This window comes from Neorhodopirellula pilleata, from assembly GCF_007859915.1.
Lineage (GTDB): Bacteria > Planctomycetota > Planctomycetia > Pirellulales > Pirellulaceae > Rhodopirellula > Rhodopirellula pilleata.
In genome coordinates this window covers 22,459-37,880 of the sequence record NZ_SJPM01000019.1, presented here as the reverse complement: position 1 = coordinate 37,880, position 15,422 = coordinate 22,459, and the positions used below count along the sequence as shown (strand labels likewise).

General features: G+C 52.2%; 12 protein-coding genes. 10 read left to right on the top strand and 2 right to left on the bottom strand.

Translation table 11 applies throughout. The features are described from left to right. Window positions 1-8 precede the first annotated feature (8 nt). Window positions 9-1,217: a M20/M25/M40 family metallo-hydrolase gene (locus Pla100_RS26805; protein ID WP_231603668.1), complete on the top strand. Its 1,209-nt coding sequence runs from the start codon at window positions 9-11 to the stop codon at window positions 1,215-1,217. Between the two features lie 9 nt (window positions 1,218-1,226). Here the strand turns inward: Pla100_RS26805 and Pla100_RS26800 are convergent, their stop codons facing one another. Next, complete coding sequence (locus Pla100_RS26800) at window positions 1,227-1,562, bottom strand: tetratricopeptide repeat protein (RefSeq protein ID WP_146581862.1); 336 nt, start codon at window positions 1,560-1,562, stop codon at window positions 1,227-1,229. 145 nt (window positions 1,563-1,707) lie between these two features. Between Pla100_RS26800 and Pla100_RS26795 the strand changes: the two genes are divergently transcribed. Then, a complete protein-coding gene (locus Pla100_RS26795; protein ID WP_146581860.1) occupies window positions 1,708-3,084 on the top strand; it encodes a mandelate racemase/muconate lactonizing enzyme family protein in 1,377 nt (458 codons plus the stop codon). A gap of 114 nt (window positions 3,085-3,198) precedes the next feature. Here Pla100_RS26795 and Pla100_RS26790 read toward each other — a convergent pair whose 3' ends face one another. Further along, window positions 3,199-4,446 carry a GspE/PulE family protein gene (locus tag Pla100_RS26790; protein WP_231603665.1) on the bottom strand — a complete coding sequence of 416 codons (1,248 nt, stop codon included), beginning with the start codon at window positions 4,444-4,446 and terminating at the stop codon, window positions 3,199-3,201. Between the two features lie 1,465 nt (window positions 4,447-5,911). Between Pla100_RS26790 and wbaP the strand changes: the two genes are divergently transcribed. The 8 genes from wbaP (at window position 5,912) to Pla100_RS26750 (ending at window position 15,229) form a co-directional block, all read left to right on the top strand. Then, window positions 5,912-7,516: an undecaprenyl-phosphate galactose phosphotransferase WbaP gene (gene wbaP / locus Pla100_RS26785; protein WP_146581856.1), complete on the top strand. Its 1,605-nt coding sequence runs from the start codon at window positions 5,912-5,914 to the stop codon at window positions 7,514-7,516. A gap of 235 nt (window positions 7,517-7,751) precedes the next feature. Beyond that, entirely contained in the window at window positions 7,752-8,807 is a 1,056-nt protein-coding gene (locus tag Pla100_RS26780; protein ID WP_146581854.1) for a glycosyltransferase family 4 protein, read from the top strand. Window positions 8,808-8,872: 65 nt separating this feature from the next. Next, window positions 8,873-9,868 carry an NAD-dependent epimerase/dehydratase family protein gene (locus tag Pla100_RS26775; RefSeq protein WP_146581852.1) on the top strand — a complete coding sequence of 332 codons (996 nt, stop codon included), beginning with the start codon at window positions 8,873-8,875 and terminating at the stop codon, window positions 9,866-9,868. Window positions 9,869-9,943: 75 nt separating this feature from the next. After that, entirely contained in the window at window positions 9,944-10,447 is a 504-nt protein-coding gene (locus tag Pla100_RS26770) for an NUDIX hydrolase (protein ID WP_146581849.1), read from the top strand. Window positions 10,448-10,598: 151 nt separating this feature from the next. After that, window positions 10,599-11,888: a hypothetical protein gene (locus tag Pla100_RS26765; RefSeq protein WP_146581847.1), complete on the top strand. Its 1,290-nt coding sequence runs from the start codon at window positions 10,599-10,601 to the stop codon at window positions 11,886-11,888. Further along, the gene (locus Pla100_RS26760; protein ID WP_146581845.1) at window positions 11,885-13,180 is read left to right on the top strand and encodes a hypothetical protein; all 1,296 of its coding nucleotides are present in this window, start codon (window positions 11,885-11,887) and stop codon (window positions 13,178-13,180) included. Before Pla100_RS26765 ends, Pla100_RS26760 begins: the two co-directional genes overlap by 4 nt. A gap of 2 nt (window positions 13,181-13,182) precedes the next feature. Then, window positions 13,183-14,055 (top strand): sulfotransferase domain-containing protein, encoded by an 873-nt coding sequence (locus Pla100_RS26755; RefSeq protein WP_146581843.1) that lies wholly within the window; start codon window positions 13,183-13,185, stop codon window positions 14,053-14,055. A 1-nt stretch (window position 14,056) separates the two neighbouring features. Beyond that, window positions 14,057-15,229, top strand: coding sequence for a polysaccharide pyruvyl transferase family protein (locus Pla100_RS26750; protein ID WP_146581841.1), 1,173 nt, complete (start codon window positions 14,057-14,059; stop codon window positions 15,227-15,229). Window positions 15,230-15,422 lie beyond the last annotated feature (193 nt).

Sequence of the window (15,422 nt, the reverse complement as noted above, 5' to 3'; positions counted from 1 at the left end):
CTTTGTTCGTGTCACCCCGTCCCCCATCGTCAAACCGCGTGGAACAGCCGCTCAGCGTGGAACACGTGCTGACCGAATTGATCGGTTTCAACACCGTCAGCCATCTCAGCAACGAGGCCATCACCCGGTACGTCGCCGATCATCTCGCCCGAATCGGCTTTGTTATCGAACTGACGCAATATCGTGACCGGCGTGAAACATTGAAATTCAACTTGATCGCCCGCCGCGATCCGAACGTGGCTTCCGAGAAGGGCTCTGAATCTTCGGGGCTCGCGTACTTTTGTCACACCGATGTCGTCAGCGCCGATCGTTGGTCCGGACCAGGCGGCGATCCGTTCCGAGCCTCAGTCGACAAGGATCGCATCTACGGACGCGGCGCGTGCGACATGAAAGGATCGCTCGCCGCGATGATGGCCGCCGCCAGTCGCGTAACAATCGACGAACAAACCGCTCCTCTGTGGATCGTCGCGACCGCCGATGAAGAAGTCGGATTCGAGGGGGCGCGGTGTTTGGTCGATTCCAGCAGTGCCTACCGAGAGATCGTCGCCGCCGACCCCGTCAGCATCATCGGTGAACCATCCCGTTTGCGGATCGTTTATGCGCACAAAGGGATCATCGGCCTGCAAATCCATTCCGTCGGACAAGCGGCCCACAGTAGCACCAGCGAAGGCGTCAACGCGAACATCGCGATGGTGCCCATGTTGCAAACGCTTTTAGAGATCGACCAACGTTGTCGCCATGACAAGTCGTTACAAGACGACCGTTTCGATCCACCAACGTTGACGTGGAACTTCGGAGTCAGCGATCGGATGAGAACCGTCAACATCGTTCCCGATCATAGCACCGCCTGGGTCAGCTTTCGAACAATGCCGAACGTCGACGGGGCCGAACTGATCGACCAAGTCCTCGCCCGGGCGGGAGAACTCGGATTGCAGGTCGAGAAGTTCGCCGGCGGTCCGCCGATGGCCACATCGCTTGACCAACCCTGCGTGGGAGAGATGTGCGACCTAGCCGAGCGATTCATCGGCCCCAATGAGCCGGCCGCAGAATGCTACGCCACCGACGGTTGCGTCTTCGACGAGTTGTCACGTCGAATCGTATGCGGCCCCGGCAGCATCGCCCAGGCCCACAAAACCGACGAGTTCATCGCCCGGGACGAACTCACCCGCGGAGTCGATTTCTACGAATCGGCGATCCGGCATTGGTGCGGCAAGTGACCACGTTGATCACATCGCGTTGAGTCGTTGGGCTTGGGCCATCGCGTCTTCGGCTTTGGTGATGTATTCCTGGTTTTGCGTACCCGCCCAGGCCTTTTGGTAGGTGACGCTCATGGCGGTAAAATTGAACGCGTCGTCTGGCTCTAGCTGACAGGCCTTCTCGCCGTGTTGGATCGCCAAATCGTGCTGCCCGGTCTTGGTGTAGACGCGAGCTAGAGCGAGATGTGCCAATACGAACGAATCGTCTTCGGCGACGATCGAGGTCAATCCAATGATCGCTTCTTCGAATTTTTCCTCGTCGATCAGTTTTTCGACGTCGTTGTAACGGGAATGAATATCGGACATGGCATTAGGAGTGGGTTGAAGGGAAACAGAATGCTCGACAACGTAGCAAAAAACGGGAACCGTGATAGGCTACGGTCCTGAAAAGTCGCCGCCCGAAAAGTCGGCTCAGCGCGCCCCGATTGTTCACCGCAAAAGATTACCAACGATGCCCGCACCCGCTACCCGATTGGTCCGTTACTCATTCGATCTCGAAACCGAATCCTATCAGTACCGAACTCCGATGAAGTTCGGCGGCCGGGTCGTCAACGATGCGACGCTACTGAACGTCCGATGCGACGCGGAAAACGCCGCCGGTCAAGCGGCGATGGGACTGGGCAGCATGACGATGGGAGTCGCCTGGGCGTGGCCGGACGCGGAGGTGCCCGACGCGACCAAATTGGAAGTGGTTTTGACGATCGCACGGCAACTCGCCGATCGTTGTCAGAGCGACACCATTGCGGGGCATCCGATGGAAATCGCGATCGGTCTGTCTCGGCACCGCGATCAGATCGCGGCGGACGTCGCGACGCAGTTTCAACTTGTTAATCCAATTCCCGAGTTGGCAATCTTGCTCGCCGGTTCGCCGATCGAAGCGGCATTATTTGACGCTCACGGGAAAGCGGTCGGCCAAAGCGCGTACGCCCTGCTGTCGACCGAGCATCTGCCCCGGGATCTTGGCGATTTAACGGGCGATGATCGATATCGCGGCGTGACGTTGGATTCGCTCATTTCGCCGACGCCGGTCGCGACTTTGCCCCTATACCACTTGGTCGGCGCGCTCGATCCGCTCACCGACGATGACGTGGTAAGCCAGGTCGCCGACGGACTGCCCGAGACGCTCGGGCAATGGATTCAACGGAACGAACTGACACATCTGAAGATTAAGCTCAACGGCGACGATGCCGGATGGGACTTCGATCGCATCCGTCGGATCAACGAAGTCGCCAACCAAACGGTGAACCGGGGGGCATCGACCGATCAGCCGTATTTCTTCTCGCTCGATTTCAATGAACGATGTGCCAACGAAGAATATGTGCTGGGCCTGCTCGATCAATTGCGATCGGAATGTCCCGAGGCACTCGACCGAATCCAATACATCGAACAGCCGACACATCGCGATCTGAAAAGACCAGGAGCGGTGACGATGCACCGCGTGGCGGAACAAAAGCCCGTCGTCATCGATGAGTCATTGACGGATCTGGAAAGCCTCCGCTTGGCTGTTTCGCAAGGTTACAGCGGCATCGCATTGAAAGCATGCAAGGGACACGCCGAAGCGTTGCTGCTCGGGGCGGTTGCCCGGCACGACGGTTTGTTCTTGTGCGTTCAGGATTTAACCTGCGTCGGCGCGTCGCTACTGCATTCGGCATCGCTTTCAGCACACATCCCCGGCGTGATGGCCGTGGAAAGCAATGGACGGCAATACTGCCCGGCGGGCAACGAAGCCTGGATGAACGGGTATGCCGAGATGTTCGAAATCCGCGGTGGACGCGTCCCCACCGGGTGCCTCAACGGCCCAGGCTTGGGTTACACATCACCCCTTTGAACACGCTAGCAATGCCAGCAATGCCTCAGAATCGAGAACCAGGACCCGCGATCCGAATCGCTGATTCCCAGGCGACGCTTCATTGAATCGTTGGCGACGCTTTCACAAAACCGCTCATCTGACCTGTTTCGCCAGCCGGCTGAGCAGCTCATTGGAAACGAGCCGGTTGGCTTCGACCGCCGTGGTGTCACCTCGCAGAACACTCAAGACCGCTCGATCTTCCAGGCTCAACATGCCTCGCTCGCAAGCGATTCGTCCGAGTTCGTGAGCCGGCGTGCTATCAGCAATGCCTCGGGACAAAGGTTCGTCGATCAGCATCATCTCTGTGAGCGTCGACAGCGAATAGTAGCCGGTGTTGAAACATTCTTCGCAACCGACCGCAATCCGCTGAGTCCTCGGTCCGTCGTTCAATCGATCTTGTATCTCGCGGCGGACGCTGACCTCATCAAGCGGAACCTCCCGACTGCACTGGTGGCATACTTTTCGGATCAGTCGTTGGTTAATGACCGCGATCAGCGAACTGCCTAGGAACTTGGGATTGGATTGATATTGCAACATCCCGTCGATCGCCTCGGGAGCGGTCTTGGCATGGATGGTTGCGAACACTAGTTGACCGCTCGAACCGGCCCGGATCGCCGCTGCGGCGGTGCGACCGTCGCGGATCTCGCCGATCATGATCACGTCCGGGCTGTGTCGTAAAACCACCGACAACAGATCCGGAAAATCCAGTCCGGCACGCAGATTGATCTGCGACTGCATCACGCCCGAGAGCGAATGTTCGATCGGATCTTCGAGCGTATGGATTTTGCGGGAGCCGTCGTTGAGTTCTTCGATCATCGCGTAGAGCGTGCTCGACTTGCCGCTGGCGACAGGGCCGGCGACCAAGATCAATCCGGACGGATGATGAATGAGGTCTTGGATCTTGGCGAGCTCTTCGTCGTCGTAACCGAGTTCGTGGATCGCTCGAGCCCCACGGACCGGATCGAACAACCGGATCGCCACGTCGTGGCCGAACAGCGTCGGCATGCAGCTCATTCGCAAATCCACCGTTCCGCCGTTGGGCGTCCTAATCACACCGCGACCTTCGGTCGGACGAATCATATCGCCCGAATCCGCCCCACCGAGAACTCGTAAATGGGCCTGCAACCGCCGACCGTAGTCGCGAGCCAAGTGGCGGACCGTTTCGACTTGCCCCATCCGTCGCACCGAGATGCGGACGGTGTCATCTAAATCCGAAATGAACAGGTCGCTCGAATGGCGTTCAACCGCCCATTCGATCAAATTGGATGCAAACAGCTCCGGCGGTGTCAGCTCCGTCTCGCCCCGGACTTCCGTGAAATCAATCTCGTTCTGGGTACTCATATGGCGATTCATTTCGTCATTTTGGATAGTGTTGATGCGAACATGCGTCGACTAATGTAACGCCCCGTCCGATCGAGTGCAAAATTAGTCGCCGTTACATCCGTCGACGACTTGCCACCACGAAGGTCCGCCTCTCCGAGGCCGACCGCCCCCGTGAAGCAGGGTTTCCCAAAGCCTCGACGAGACTCAGCGAGCGGGCTGCTGATTTAATCGTAACCCGACGCGTCAGCGAGGGATTGAGTGCCATTCATTCTCTGTCAAGTATCCCTCGCTCGCGCATTTTAAAGTTGCACTTTTGCCTGTGGTATTGGTTTTTCGTAACCCGACGCATCAGCTCACTGTACCACACAGTTCTCGTGTCTTGTGAGGACGACAAAACTGTGGGCAGGACATTCAGTTCGGCACGCGAATGATGGTTCACCCAGTGCTCTGGTTCTCTAGGTGATTGACGAGTACCACGATTCCCATGAACCCCTCCCTCTGGGAGGGGTCGAGCGAAGCGAGGGGGAGGGCCGGGCATCATTTTCCAACGCACTGATTTGAATTCGATGACGAACCGATCTCCGATTCAAGACGCACGAACACTACGTCAACGTCAAACCAAGGCGGAGGCACTTCTTTGGGCAGTCGTTCGTGGGAAACAAGCGACGCGGCGGATCGTCGAGCGTTGCAACACGCCAGCGCATCGAGCTGGAAAAAAGAAACAGATCGTCGAAGTAGCGTGGGTCCCATACTCGCCCTCCCCCTCGCTACGCTCGACCCCTGCCAAAGGGAGGGGTTCTTCTGCCTTACTCCGCTGGGCAACTTGAATCGGACCACAAAACTGTCCATCTCCAAAACCAATCAAGGTTTCAAACGCAACGGCATCAATCTACGGACTTGTGTGGTACGACGAGCTGCATCAGCGAGGGATTGAGTGTCACTTATTCTCTTTCAAGTGCCCCTCGCTCGCGCATTTTAAAGTTGCGATTTTGCCTGTGGCATTGGTTTTTCGTAACCCGACGCGTCAGCGAGGGATGAGTCAATATCAATGATCCCTCGCTTACGCAGCGGGTTACGAAAAAAGCGCGAATTCAAAACTCACGCGTCGGGTTTCGATGAGGACTCAAGCAACAGCCCGCTAGAGTGACTTGCCGACCAACGTTGTTTTGCGCTGCGCAACCGAACTCGAGATTCAACTCGCAAATAATCTGAGCGGCGGGGCGGACCGGGCAAATGTCTCGCCCAATTCCGCTCCCACTCGCATCAGAAAAATCGGCGTCTTCGGTCGCAATTCGGGCCTTAGCAAGGATGTGAAGAGAAAACAGTTAGGTTAGATCGTCCAAGCCTAATAATTATCCTTTCCATTTGGATTGAGCCGATTAGAATCGCCACCAGAAGAGGGGCAAGAGGATCTCCGAAGCTGCCGTCGGATTCACGTCAGCACTGACATCGATGCTGTTCACACCTTGATAAAACGTTCACTATGGCATCCTCGATCGACCAACAGAATCTGCCGCTCGGGGTGGTCTGCACCGACGCGATCGAACAACTCGATCCGTTCGTGCCCAGCTCGGTGGAGACCGAACAGCGCCGCAATCACCGCCGCCGAAAAGCATCACCCGACACGGTCAGCAAGCGAAGGGCTCGCTCACGCGTCGCCCTCAAGAAGGCCCCCTCGGGTTCGCTGCAAGTCCTGTTGACCAGCATTCCCCTGGCGGTCGGCGACGCCATCTCGATGTTGGCTTCGATCACCCTGTCGGCACTGACCGTGTATTTCGTCCTGGGCTTGAGTGTGCACACCGGGATGCTCGTCCAAGCCTGTTGCTTGATCGGTTTCCAGTGCGTTTTTGCCGGGATTTTTGGCCTGTATCCGGCGACCGGATACAGCCCCGTGTTGGAATTGCGACAGATGGTTTACACCACGATCACGGCTTATGTAACCGTTGTCGTGCTGAATCTTGCGACGGGAACGCTCAGCAGCAACGAACTGATGATCGCCATTGCAGGAGTTTTGTCTGGCGTGGTGATCTCACCGATTACCCGTATGGCAGTTCGCAACATGTGTTCAAGGCAGGCTTGGTGGGGTGAGCGAGCGGTGATCGTTGGTGCTGGCCCGCAAGGCCGCGCCCTCTATCGGTTTTACAACCGAGCAGCCCAGCGAGGCTTGCGGCCGATCGGAATCATCGACCTGAAACCATCGATCCCAAACGAGGACGTCCTGGGTAGCCACATCCCCTATCTCGGTTCGATTCGCAGCCTAGAGCGATTGCGACGCCGACACAGACTCCGCTGGGCGATTGTGGCCCCAGGCGGCTGCGAACAAATCGACATGACCGAGGTCATGACTCACGCAGCCAACCTACCCAATCTGTTGATCCTCCCTTCGCAATTCCTATTGCCGAGCCTTTGGGCCAGCACCCGAGAATGCGCCGGCGTCATGGGTGTTCATTTAAGAGACAACCTACACAGCCCCATGGGGAGGTTCATCAAGCGATTTCATGATGTTGTCTTGACATTGATGGCGTTGGTTGCTCTGTCGCCTGTGTTCGCATTGATCGCACTGGTCATCAAATGGAAGTCCCCGGGTCCCGTTTTCTACGGTCACCGCCGAGTCGGCTGGGGTGGCGAGTCATTCAAGGCATGGAAATTCCGCTCGATGGTGACCAACGCGGATGAGGTCCTCGAGGAACACCTCGAGCGGGATCCCGAGATGCGGCAGGAATGGATCGAAGACCAAAAACTCAAAAACGACCCCCGAATCATCCCCGGAATCGGCAATTTCATCCGAAAAACCAGCCTTGACGAGCTTCCCCAACTCTGGAACGTCCTAGCTGGCGAAATGAGCCTAGTCGGCCCCCGCCCGATCGTCACCGGCGAGATCGAAAAATACAAACAAATGTATCCACTGTACCTCCGAGTCCGCCCGGGAATCACAGGCCTCTGGCAAGTCTCCGGCCGCAACGATACGAGCTATGAACAACGAGTACGCTTAGACAGTTACTACGTTTGCAATTGGTCGATCTGGTTGGACATATACATTTTGATTCGAACAGTCCGAACCATGGTATTCCGCGAAGGCGCATATTGACGTGTCAAAAACACTTACTCAAAGCACTGAGCCTAGTGAAGTTCGACGCCAAGCGGACAAAATTGGGCGCACTATCTTAGTCCATGACTATGCAGGACACCCTTTCCAAATCCAGTTGAGCCGACAGCTGGCACATAATTGCCGGGCAGATGGAGACCGAGTCGTCCACAGTTACTCTGCTTCGACCCACACGCCGCAGGGTCCACTCGTCCCAAGGACTGACGATCCATCTAATTTGGAAATCATTCCGATTTCGCTCGGGGAGACTATCAAGAAGTATAGTTTTCTCAGCCGCTTCCAATCTGAGCAACGCTATGGCGATCTCTTAGTATCTCACTGTGAAACCATCAAACCCGACGTAGTTATATCGGGAAACACGCCAACGCTTTCGCAATGCAAGCTGGTTAAATGGGGACTTGATCAAAATATACCGATTGTCACATGGATTCAAGACATGTACGGCTTAGCGGCCTATCGAATCCTAAAGAAGAAATTACCGATCATTGGCGCGGTGGCTGGAAGATACCTTATGCAACGAGATGCTTGGTGCTATCGGAACAGTTCTTCGGTAGTCCCCATTACCAACGATTTCATTCCCCAACTAGAACAGTATGGGGTCGCTAAAAATCGAATTAGAACAATTGCAAACTGGGCCCCACTCGAAGAATTTCCCCTCACCGATCGAGATAATTACTGGGCTCGCAATCAAGGCTTAACCAACTCGACCAGATTTATTTATTCCGGGACGCTCTCGATTCGACACAATCCAAAAATGCTGCTGGACCTTGCCAAAGAAGTCGACGCAAAATCCCTTGGAGAAGTAGTCGTAATTTCTGAAGGAGATGCAGCCGATTGGCTAAAATCGGAAAGCGATTCAATCAAGTCGCTGAGGGTTCTTCCATTCCAACCTTTCGAAGAACTGCCCAATGTGCTAGGGGCCGCTGACGTCCTGTTGGCAATACTAGAAGCTGATGCTGGTGTGTTCTGCGTTCCCTCAAAAATATTGACCTACTTGTGCGCCGGCCGGGCCATACTGACTGCGATGCCGTTGAGCAATGAAGCCGCAAGGCTTGTCAAAGAACAAGATTTTGGATTCAATGTCGAGCCTGGAGACAGCGAAACGTTCATCAGGCAAGCGATACGGCTTGCGAATGACAGAGAGTTCTGCTGGCAGCTAGGAAAGAACGCGCGTGATTACGCAGAAAGGCAATTTGACATTGCTCTAAAGGTCCGTGAATTTTCAGATGTTTTAATGTTGCAGAACCAAGGTATCAGTGTAACGTTGAATTAGAGATCGCCTAATAATGCGGTTCAAACCGTTACCTCGTATTTACGACTTATACAAATTCAAGTGCGATGAAAAAAAGAAAAATTCTAGTTGCTGGTGGTGGTGGATTCATCGGCGGGCATTTGGCCAAACGCCTGCTTGAAGACCCACAGAATGACGTACGAGTTGTCGACATCAAACCAATGTCGGAGTGGTACTTTGTCCACGATTCGAGCGAGAACAGGGTTGGAGACCTGAGTGATATGGGCATCGCCGACTCTGCCTGTGATGGAGTGGACGATGTCTACAACCTAGCCGCTGACATGGGAGGCATGGGATTCATTGAAAACAACAAGGCGCTTTGCATGTTGACCGTGCTGATTAACACCAATCTTCTGGTTGCGAGCAGAATCCATCACGTAAAACGATATTTTTTCGCCAGCTCCGCTTGCGTATATAACGCGGACAAACAGAGGGATCCTAATGTAACCGCATTGAAAGAAGAGGACGCATATCCCGCCATGCCCGAAGACGGCTATGGCTGGGAAAAGCTTTTCTCAGAGCGAATGTGTCGCCACTTCCGAGAAGACTTTGGACTATGTACCCGAGTCGCTCGATTTCACAACGTGTATGGACCGCACGGCACCTGGGAAGGCGGTCGCGAGAAAGCACCAGCAGCGATGTGCCGAAAAGTGATTGCGGCAAAGACATCTGGTGAACTTTCCATCGAGATTTGGGGAGACGGCAAGCAGACTAGAAGCTTCATGTACATTGACGATTGCATAAACGGAATTTGTAGAATCATGGATAGTGAAATCGTTGATCCGATCAATCTTGGATCTGACGAATTGGTGACGATCAACCAGCTCGCAGAAATCGTCGAAAAAATTGCTGGTATTCAATTGGAGAAGAAATACAACTTATCCGCCCCCAAGGGTGTCAATGGCCGAAATAGTGACAACACAAGGATCCAGCGATCCCTTGGCTGGGCACCATCAATTCCGCTTGCCGAAGGCATGGGCAAAACCTACGACTGGATCCTCAAAGAGTACAGAACGAAATATTTGTTACCACTGCACGCATAACCTGGCCTCTCTAGTATCAGTGAACTACCTCGTTTGAAACAAATTAGCATTAGAACCGTTTATACTGATCCAAGAATGGAGATTCAGGAGCATGAGGTACAACTGCCTGATGGATCGGTAATACAAGACTGGCTGTACCTGGCAGGACCTAACTTCGTACTGGTGCTCTGTGAGAATTCCGATGGCGACTTTCTATTGCTCCAACAGCGGAAGTATGCTGTTCGTACAGTCGTTCACGCGCCGATAGGCGGCATCATCGAGCCAGATGAAGCACCACTGCACGCTGCCCAACGTGAACTACTTGAAGAAACAGGACTATCTGCACGATCCTGGAAGAAACTAGGTGCGTACGTGCTTGAGCCGAATCGCCATGTTGGTAAAGCCCACCTGTACCTCGCTCGCCAACTGAGACTCATCCACCCAAAGCCACTACAACCAGACATCGAAGCTCCAAACATAGCCTGGGTTTCGCCCCATCGGCTTTCGGATATTGTTAAGCGAGAGGAATCGGTCGCTTCCTGGACCTTGCTTTTTTTGCTTGCGATTAACGAAACTAGTGGATCGCCAAAAGCGAATTGACTTATCGACGTTCCCTCAGCATGGGTAGTCGGGTTTTGTGACTGCGACCGATACCGGCGAAGCAAACATTCGCAGCCAATACGAACCCTCAATCCTTTCTAACTAGCCAGCAATGCCACGATCTCGTTCGTTATCGATCTATGCTACGGTCGTGGCTCTGCCAATTTTTGTAGTTCCCCAAAACGGTTTTCGTCTTTCTTCTGAGATTAACTCGCGTTTGTCCTCTGACGAAAATGCAGTCGCGGTAAGCGTGCTAGCAGTACCGGTATTTTTCTTTGTCTTCTTGCTGCAATCTAAAGGCCGATTTCCACGCTTATTGATTGAAGACTGGCTATTGATTGCCTATGCAGGGTTGATGCTGGTGTCGTTTGTTTGCGGTATGTTCGCAACAGGTTCTAATAAAGTCGCTGTCGCGACAATGCTGTTTCTGCAAACCGTATTCCCTCTACTTAGCTACGCCTCCGTACGTCTTTTGGGCGAGAGCGCCTATCGCCAGGGAACCGCGGCTAAGTTCGGCGAAAACTTCTGGTGGACCGGAAGCGTTGTTTTGTCAATATCGGCGGTCGCATACTTTCTACAAACAGCTATCGATGGTGGCGCGCCAACCCGGCATAACTTACTGACCAACCATATTGGGCCATTCTACAACCCAAAAGCACTGCGATTTTATCCGATAGCTTACTCTTGCTTTTGCGTCGCAATGATTGCACGTGCACTAGTGATTGCCGGATCCGGACGATTAGGAAGCTTGTTGATGTCACTTATTCTTCTAGCAGCGATTGGTGCGAGCCATTCTCGAACGGCGATCCTGACGGTCGCGATTGGAAGCGCATTGGTAGTTACATCGCGATTTTCTCTCTCAAGAAGAAATGAAAACACAAGGCTACGTCTTGATCGACGCTCATTGCCTGTCTTATTGGTGCTCCTCGGTGGATTCTTCGGAGGATTAATTGCAGTGAGAGACAGCCGATCGGTTGATCGTTTAGTAGAAACTGTCAATACATTATTAGAGGGTTCGCAGTTAGACGAGGGCGATACAAACCGCGGCGAGAGACTTAAGGAGGGACTCGCAGTCGCCATGCAGCCTTTGGGTAGTATGTTTCAACCGTCAGTAAGGTCCAGGGGGAATGTTCGAGTCGTCAATGCTGAGAGCGGAATAGTCGACGCTGCGGTTCGCGGTGGTCCTATTGCATTTTTGATCGTTGGCTTACTTTCGTGTCGATTCGCAATCCGTATGCTAATGCTTTTGAACGGAAGGCCAAGCATCCAATCTAAATACTGGTCAGTATTGGCAAGTGCTGTCATCTGCAGCACGATATTCTGCTTTGCGAATATATGGATTAATGTCCTTACAGAGCCTTTTTTTGCGCAAATCGCATGGGCGTCCGCGGGAATCGTCGTTTCCCAGTTACACGCCGCATCAATTAATCAGCAACCATGAGAAAGCAAAGCTTGCTGCAATTTTTTGGAACGATCGCATCACGAGCATTTTGCACACTTTTGACGTTTTTAATTGGAGTCGTAACGGCTTGGCTAAGTGGACAAACCGGACTAGGAAACCTCTACCTGCTGATAGGTGGTGCATCGCTTACCGGCGCATTCCTGACATTCGGACACCCATCCAATCTTACAAAGATCCGTCGCGAAAGCCCAGAAGCCTCTGATGCGATGCTCGCGGGCATCATAGCTGTCGTTACAATGTCGACACTTGCCCTTCTAGCCGCTTTATATCTCTTCGAATTCTCATTAGGTGCCTCGATACTCAATCCCCCAAGCCTCCTTTATCATTGCGTTATTACTGGAATGGGCGTGGCTATTTTAAAGTGCTTTTCAGGTGATTTAAAAGGATTAAAGCGTAGTGAGCTAGCGATATTCGTCGAGTTCGGATTGGCAAACCTTCTTTATATCGGCACGTTGTGCTGTATGCACTTTTTTAAATACACAAATGTAAAAATGCATCTTTCTAGTGAGATGGTGATGAGGGCGTACATGCTGTCAACCCTTGCTGCTGTTGTAATTGCATTGTTTACGAGCGGTCATTTGCTTAGTCTAAAGCATTCTAGGCTGGGACTGCGGATTACCGGACCAAAGTGGGCTTTTTGGGGAAACTCAATGCTCAACATGGTATTCATGGCATCGCCAATTTTCGTTGCTGCATGGCTCGGTGGCGTCGAAACATCGGCGACAGTTGGCGTAGTTCAGCGTATCGTCGGCATTGCGGGTAGCATTCGCGTGTCATTGGCTGCTTATTTTGTTCCTCGGTTTGTCCTGGTGGATGGCGAACCTCCTGAAGGCCGCTTTAATGAATACAATAGGTCACGCTGGGCGATGACGATCGCGTTCTTGCCAGTCTTGATCGTCTCAATGCTTTGCGGTCGTATGTTTACTTCGATTTTCCAGTTGGGAGAAGATATTTCGGTTGTGCTGGCTGCAACCGCTTCTTTAAGATTCTTAGATGCTTTGACCGGAGCACCACAGCAATTTCTTGAAATGAATGGGCTAGGAAAACTTGAATTTCGGTTGGGCCTGATGAGCATCGCGGTATATATAATGTGTCTTTTGTTGCTTGCCCTTCTTTTCTCTCCAGAACTCGCGATCTGCATCTCGGTTTCAGCTGGGATTGCTTCCCGGTCTCTCGGTGGCTGGGCAGCTATTCGCCGAATTCGAAATGCGGGAGGGAAAGTTTCATCAGAAGTCGCCCGAGTGCCACCAACCTCTGAAGAATTAAAATAAACATGCGTATACTTCTTCGGCATCGTAACGGACTTATTCGGAAATCAGCCAAGGGCTTACTGGCTCCGTACAGAATTTCCTGTGAATTATCGGCAAGCGCCGATCGAAGCACAAACTTACCAAGTCTACTGGCCAACTCATTCCCGAAGAGTGGTACCCACCTTTTGGATCAAGTGGTCATGGGACTAGGGAATACAAGAGATTTTGGTCGGTTTATTGCCTCTGCAGGCAGTTCGTTCAACTATGGACTTCGTACTGAACAGTGGTGCGTTGATAAAATCAGCAGAATCACACCGAATGAGATCGTGCGTGGCCATATTTTTTATAGCCCAGCGATTGAGAATGCCCTTGTTTCCAACCGTTGTATTTCGCTGTTTATATACCGAGACCCGAGAGAGGTTGCACGTTCGCTCGTCAACTACTTGCAGAAGATGAATCGGTTCCACCGCTTACGCGCTTACTTCAAAGGCCTCGACCCAGAAGCCGCGCTGCTGCTTGCAATCAACGGAATCCCCAGTTGCGAGAACATCTACTTCCCGTCGATAAGTGAGCGATTTCGAAACTATCAGGGCTGGTTGGCCAGCGAAGCGGTCTACTGCACAAAGTTCGAGGACGTTGCTGGCGAAAATCAGGAACAAGAATTAAGAAAGATCATTCGTTTTTATCTTCACAGAAGCGGCTCAGGCGAGCAGACCGAAGACATCCTGAAGCGGATGAGAGGAGGACTTCAGCCCGCCAAATCCCACACTTTCTCAGGAATCCAGCAGCAGACTTGGCGAGATGCTTTTACCCCTGCGTGCATTAAAGCATTCAAAGAGCAGGATCATGGGCTATTGACAGAGCTTGGATACGAATTTAGCGAAGATTGGAGCTGACATGGGCAAAACACATGGGCCTTCAATTTTCGTATTTGGACATTTTGGGGCGGGCAATTTCGGTGATGAATTGATGCTCGAAGGGTTCTGCAGGACAATGTTCGAGATCAATCCCAAATTCAACCTGAGAGTGTCGAGCAAGAAGCATCTTCTTTCGAATTTCGTTGCGTCGAAAGTTACTCCCATTCCGTATTCTTTAACCCAATTTATTTTAGCCGTTTTTCAATCGCAGGCTTTAGCCATCGTCGGCGGCACACAATTTCACGATTGCGGTTTTGGACAAGTCCGTATAAAGCATGCTATTGCTCAGATTAAAATTGCGTGCCTTGTTTCTTTTGCCTGGGTGCTGCAAAAACGAATCGTTTTAGTTGGTGTCGGAATTGGTCCCTTCCGAAGTCGCGTTTGGAAACGCTGTTTTGGCCAACTATGCAGAATGTTTGATGCAATTTCAGTTCGTGATAGCGAAAGCTATGAGACCGTTTGCAAGATGATAAATCAGCAGTTTGTATGCCTTGCAGATGACCTAGCTATCACAGCTATTCACGCTCGATCAAACGAAATGCGTGCCCAAAACAAACACTCCGTTGCTCGCTTAGGCATTTCCTTAGCAGCCAGTTTCGGCTATACGGATTCAGGTCAAGAAAATGAAGAACGAATAAGCAACAATCTGTTTCTAGCATTACAGCGTGTTCTACGCGAGGACGCAAATCGGACCGTCATTTTCTTCGTTCTTACTGAAAGCGGTTCTGAAGCGGTAATTACACTAACAGAACGTTTGCACAGAAAATTGAAGGCCGAGTTTGCCAATCGCGTGAAAACCCTTAAGATGGGCAGTGGGCTTGAATCCACCCTTGAAGCGATGTCGGAATGCGATTGGTTTCTAGGCATGAAATTTCATGGTGTGGTTACAGCAATGGAACTTGGATGCCGAGTTGCAGCAATATCTTATCATCCAAAAATTCAGCGATTCATGAATTCGCATGGGGCCAATCATCGCGTTCTGACGCTTCTGGATGCCGCTGATGAACTCAATGTAGTTAATTTGCTGACAGAACTTGTCGCAGAACGATCCAGTTCTAGGATTCAGGTTCCCTGGAGCGACAAAGTACAAAAAGAATTTCTGTTGAGTCAACTTTGGGGGCAACCTCTCGGATCGAGTTCGCAGATTAAGTAGGTGAAGCTATCCGAGAAGGCACGATTTTATTTCGATCGCCTATCTGCAATGTAAAGCGTTGCCAACTTTTACAACTGTGTATCAAAGTCAAGAAAACAAATACACTTGAAAGATTGCTAATTAGGCATCTATCGGATTCGAGAACTTTCTGTGACTCCTCTGACCATTTACTTGCAAGCCCAACACGAATCGT

Coding starts and splice junctions, on each gene's coding strand:
- Pla100_RS26755 (WP_146581843.1), top strand. CDS start 13,183: ATGCGTATACTTCTTCGGCATCGTAACGGACTTATTCGGAAATCAGCC.
- Pla100_RS26795 (WP_146581860.1), top strand. CDS start 1,708: ATGCCCGCACCCGCTACCCGATTGGTCCGTTACTCATTCGATCTCGAA.
- Pla100_RS26770 (WP_146581849.1), top strand. CDS start 9,944: ATGGAGATTCAGGAGCATGAGGTACAACTGCCTGATGGATCGGTAATA.
- Pla100_RS26775 (WP_146581852.1), top strand. CDS start 8,873: ATGAAAAAAAGAAAAATTCTAGTTGCTGGTGGTGGTGGATTCATCGGC.
- Pla100_RS26790 (WP_231603665.1), bottom strand. CDS start 4,446: ATGAGTACCCAGAACGAGATTGATTTCACGGAAGTCCGGGGCGAGACG.
- Pla100_RS26800 (WP_146581862.1), bottom strand. CDS start 1,562: ATGTCCGATATTCATTCCCGTTACAACGACGTCGAAAAACTGATCGAC.
- wbaP (WP_146581856.1), top strand. CDS start 5,912: ATGGCATCCTCGATCGACCAACAGAATCTGCCGCTCGGGGTGGTCTGC.
- Pla100_RS26750 (WP_146581841.1), top strand. CDS start 14,057: ATGGGCAAAACACATGGGCCTTCAATTTTCGTATTTGGACATTTTGGG.
- Pla100_RS26760 (WP_146581845.1), top strand. CDS start 11,885: ATGAGAAAGCAAAGCTTGCTGCAATTTTTTGGAACGATCGCATCACGA.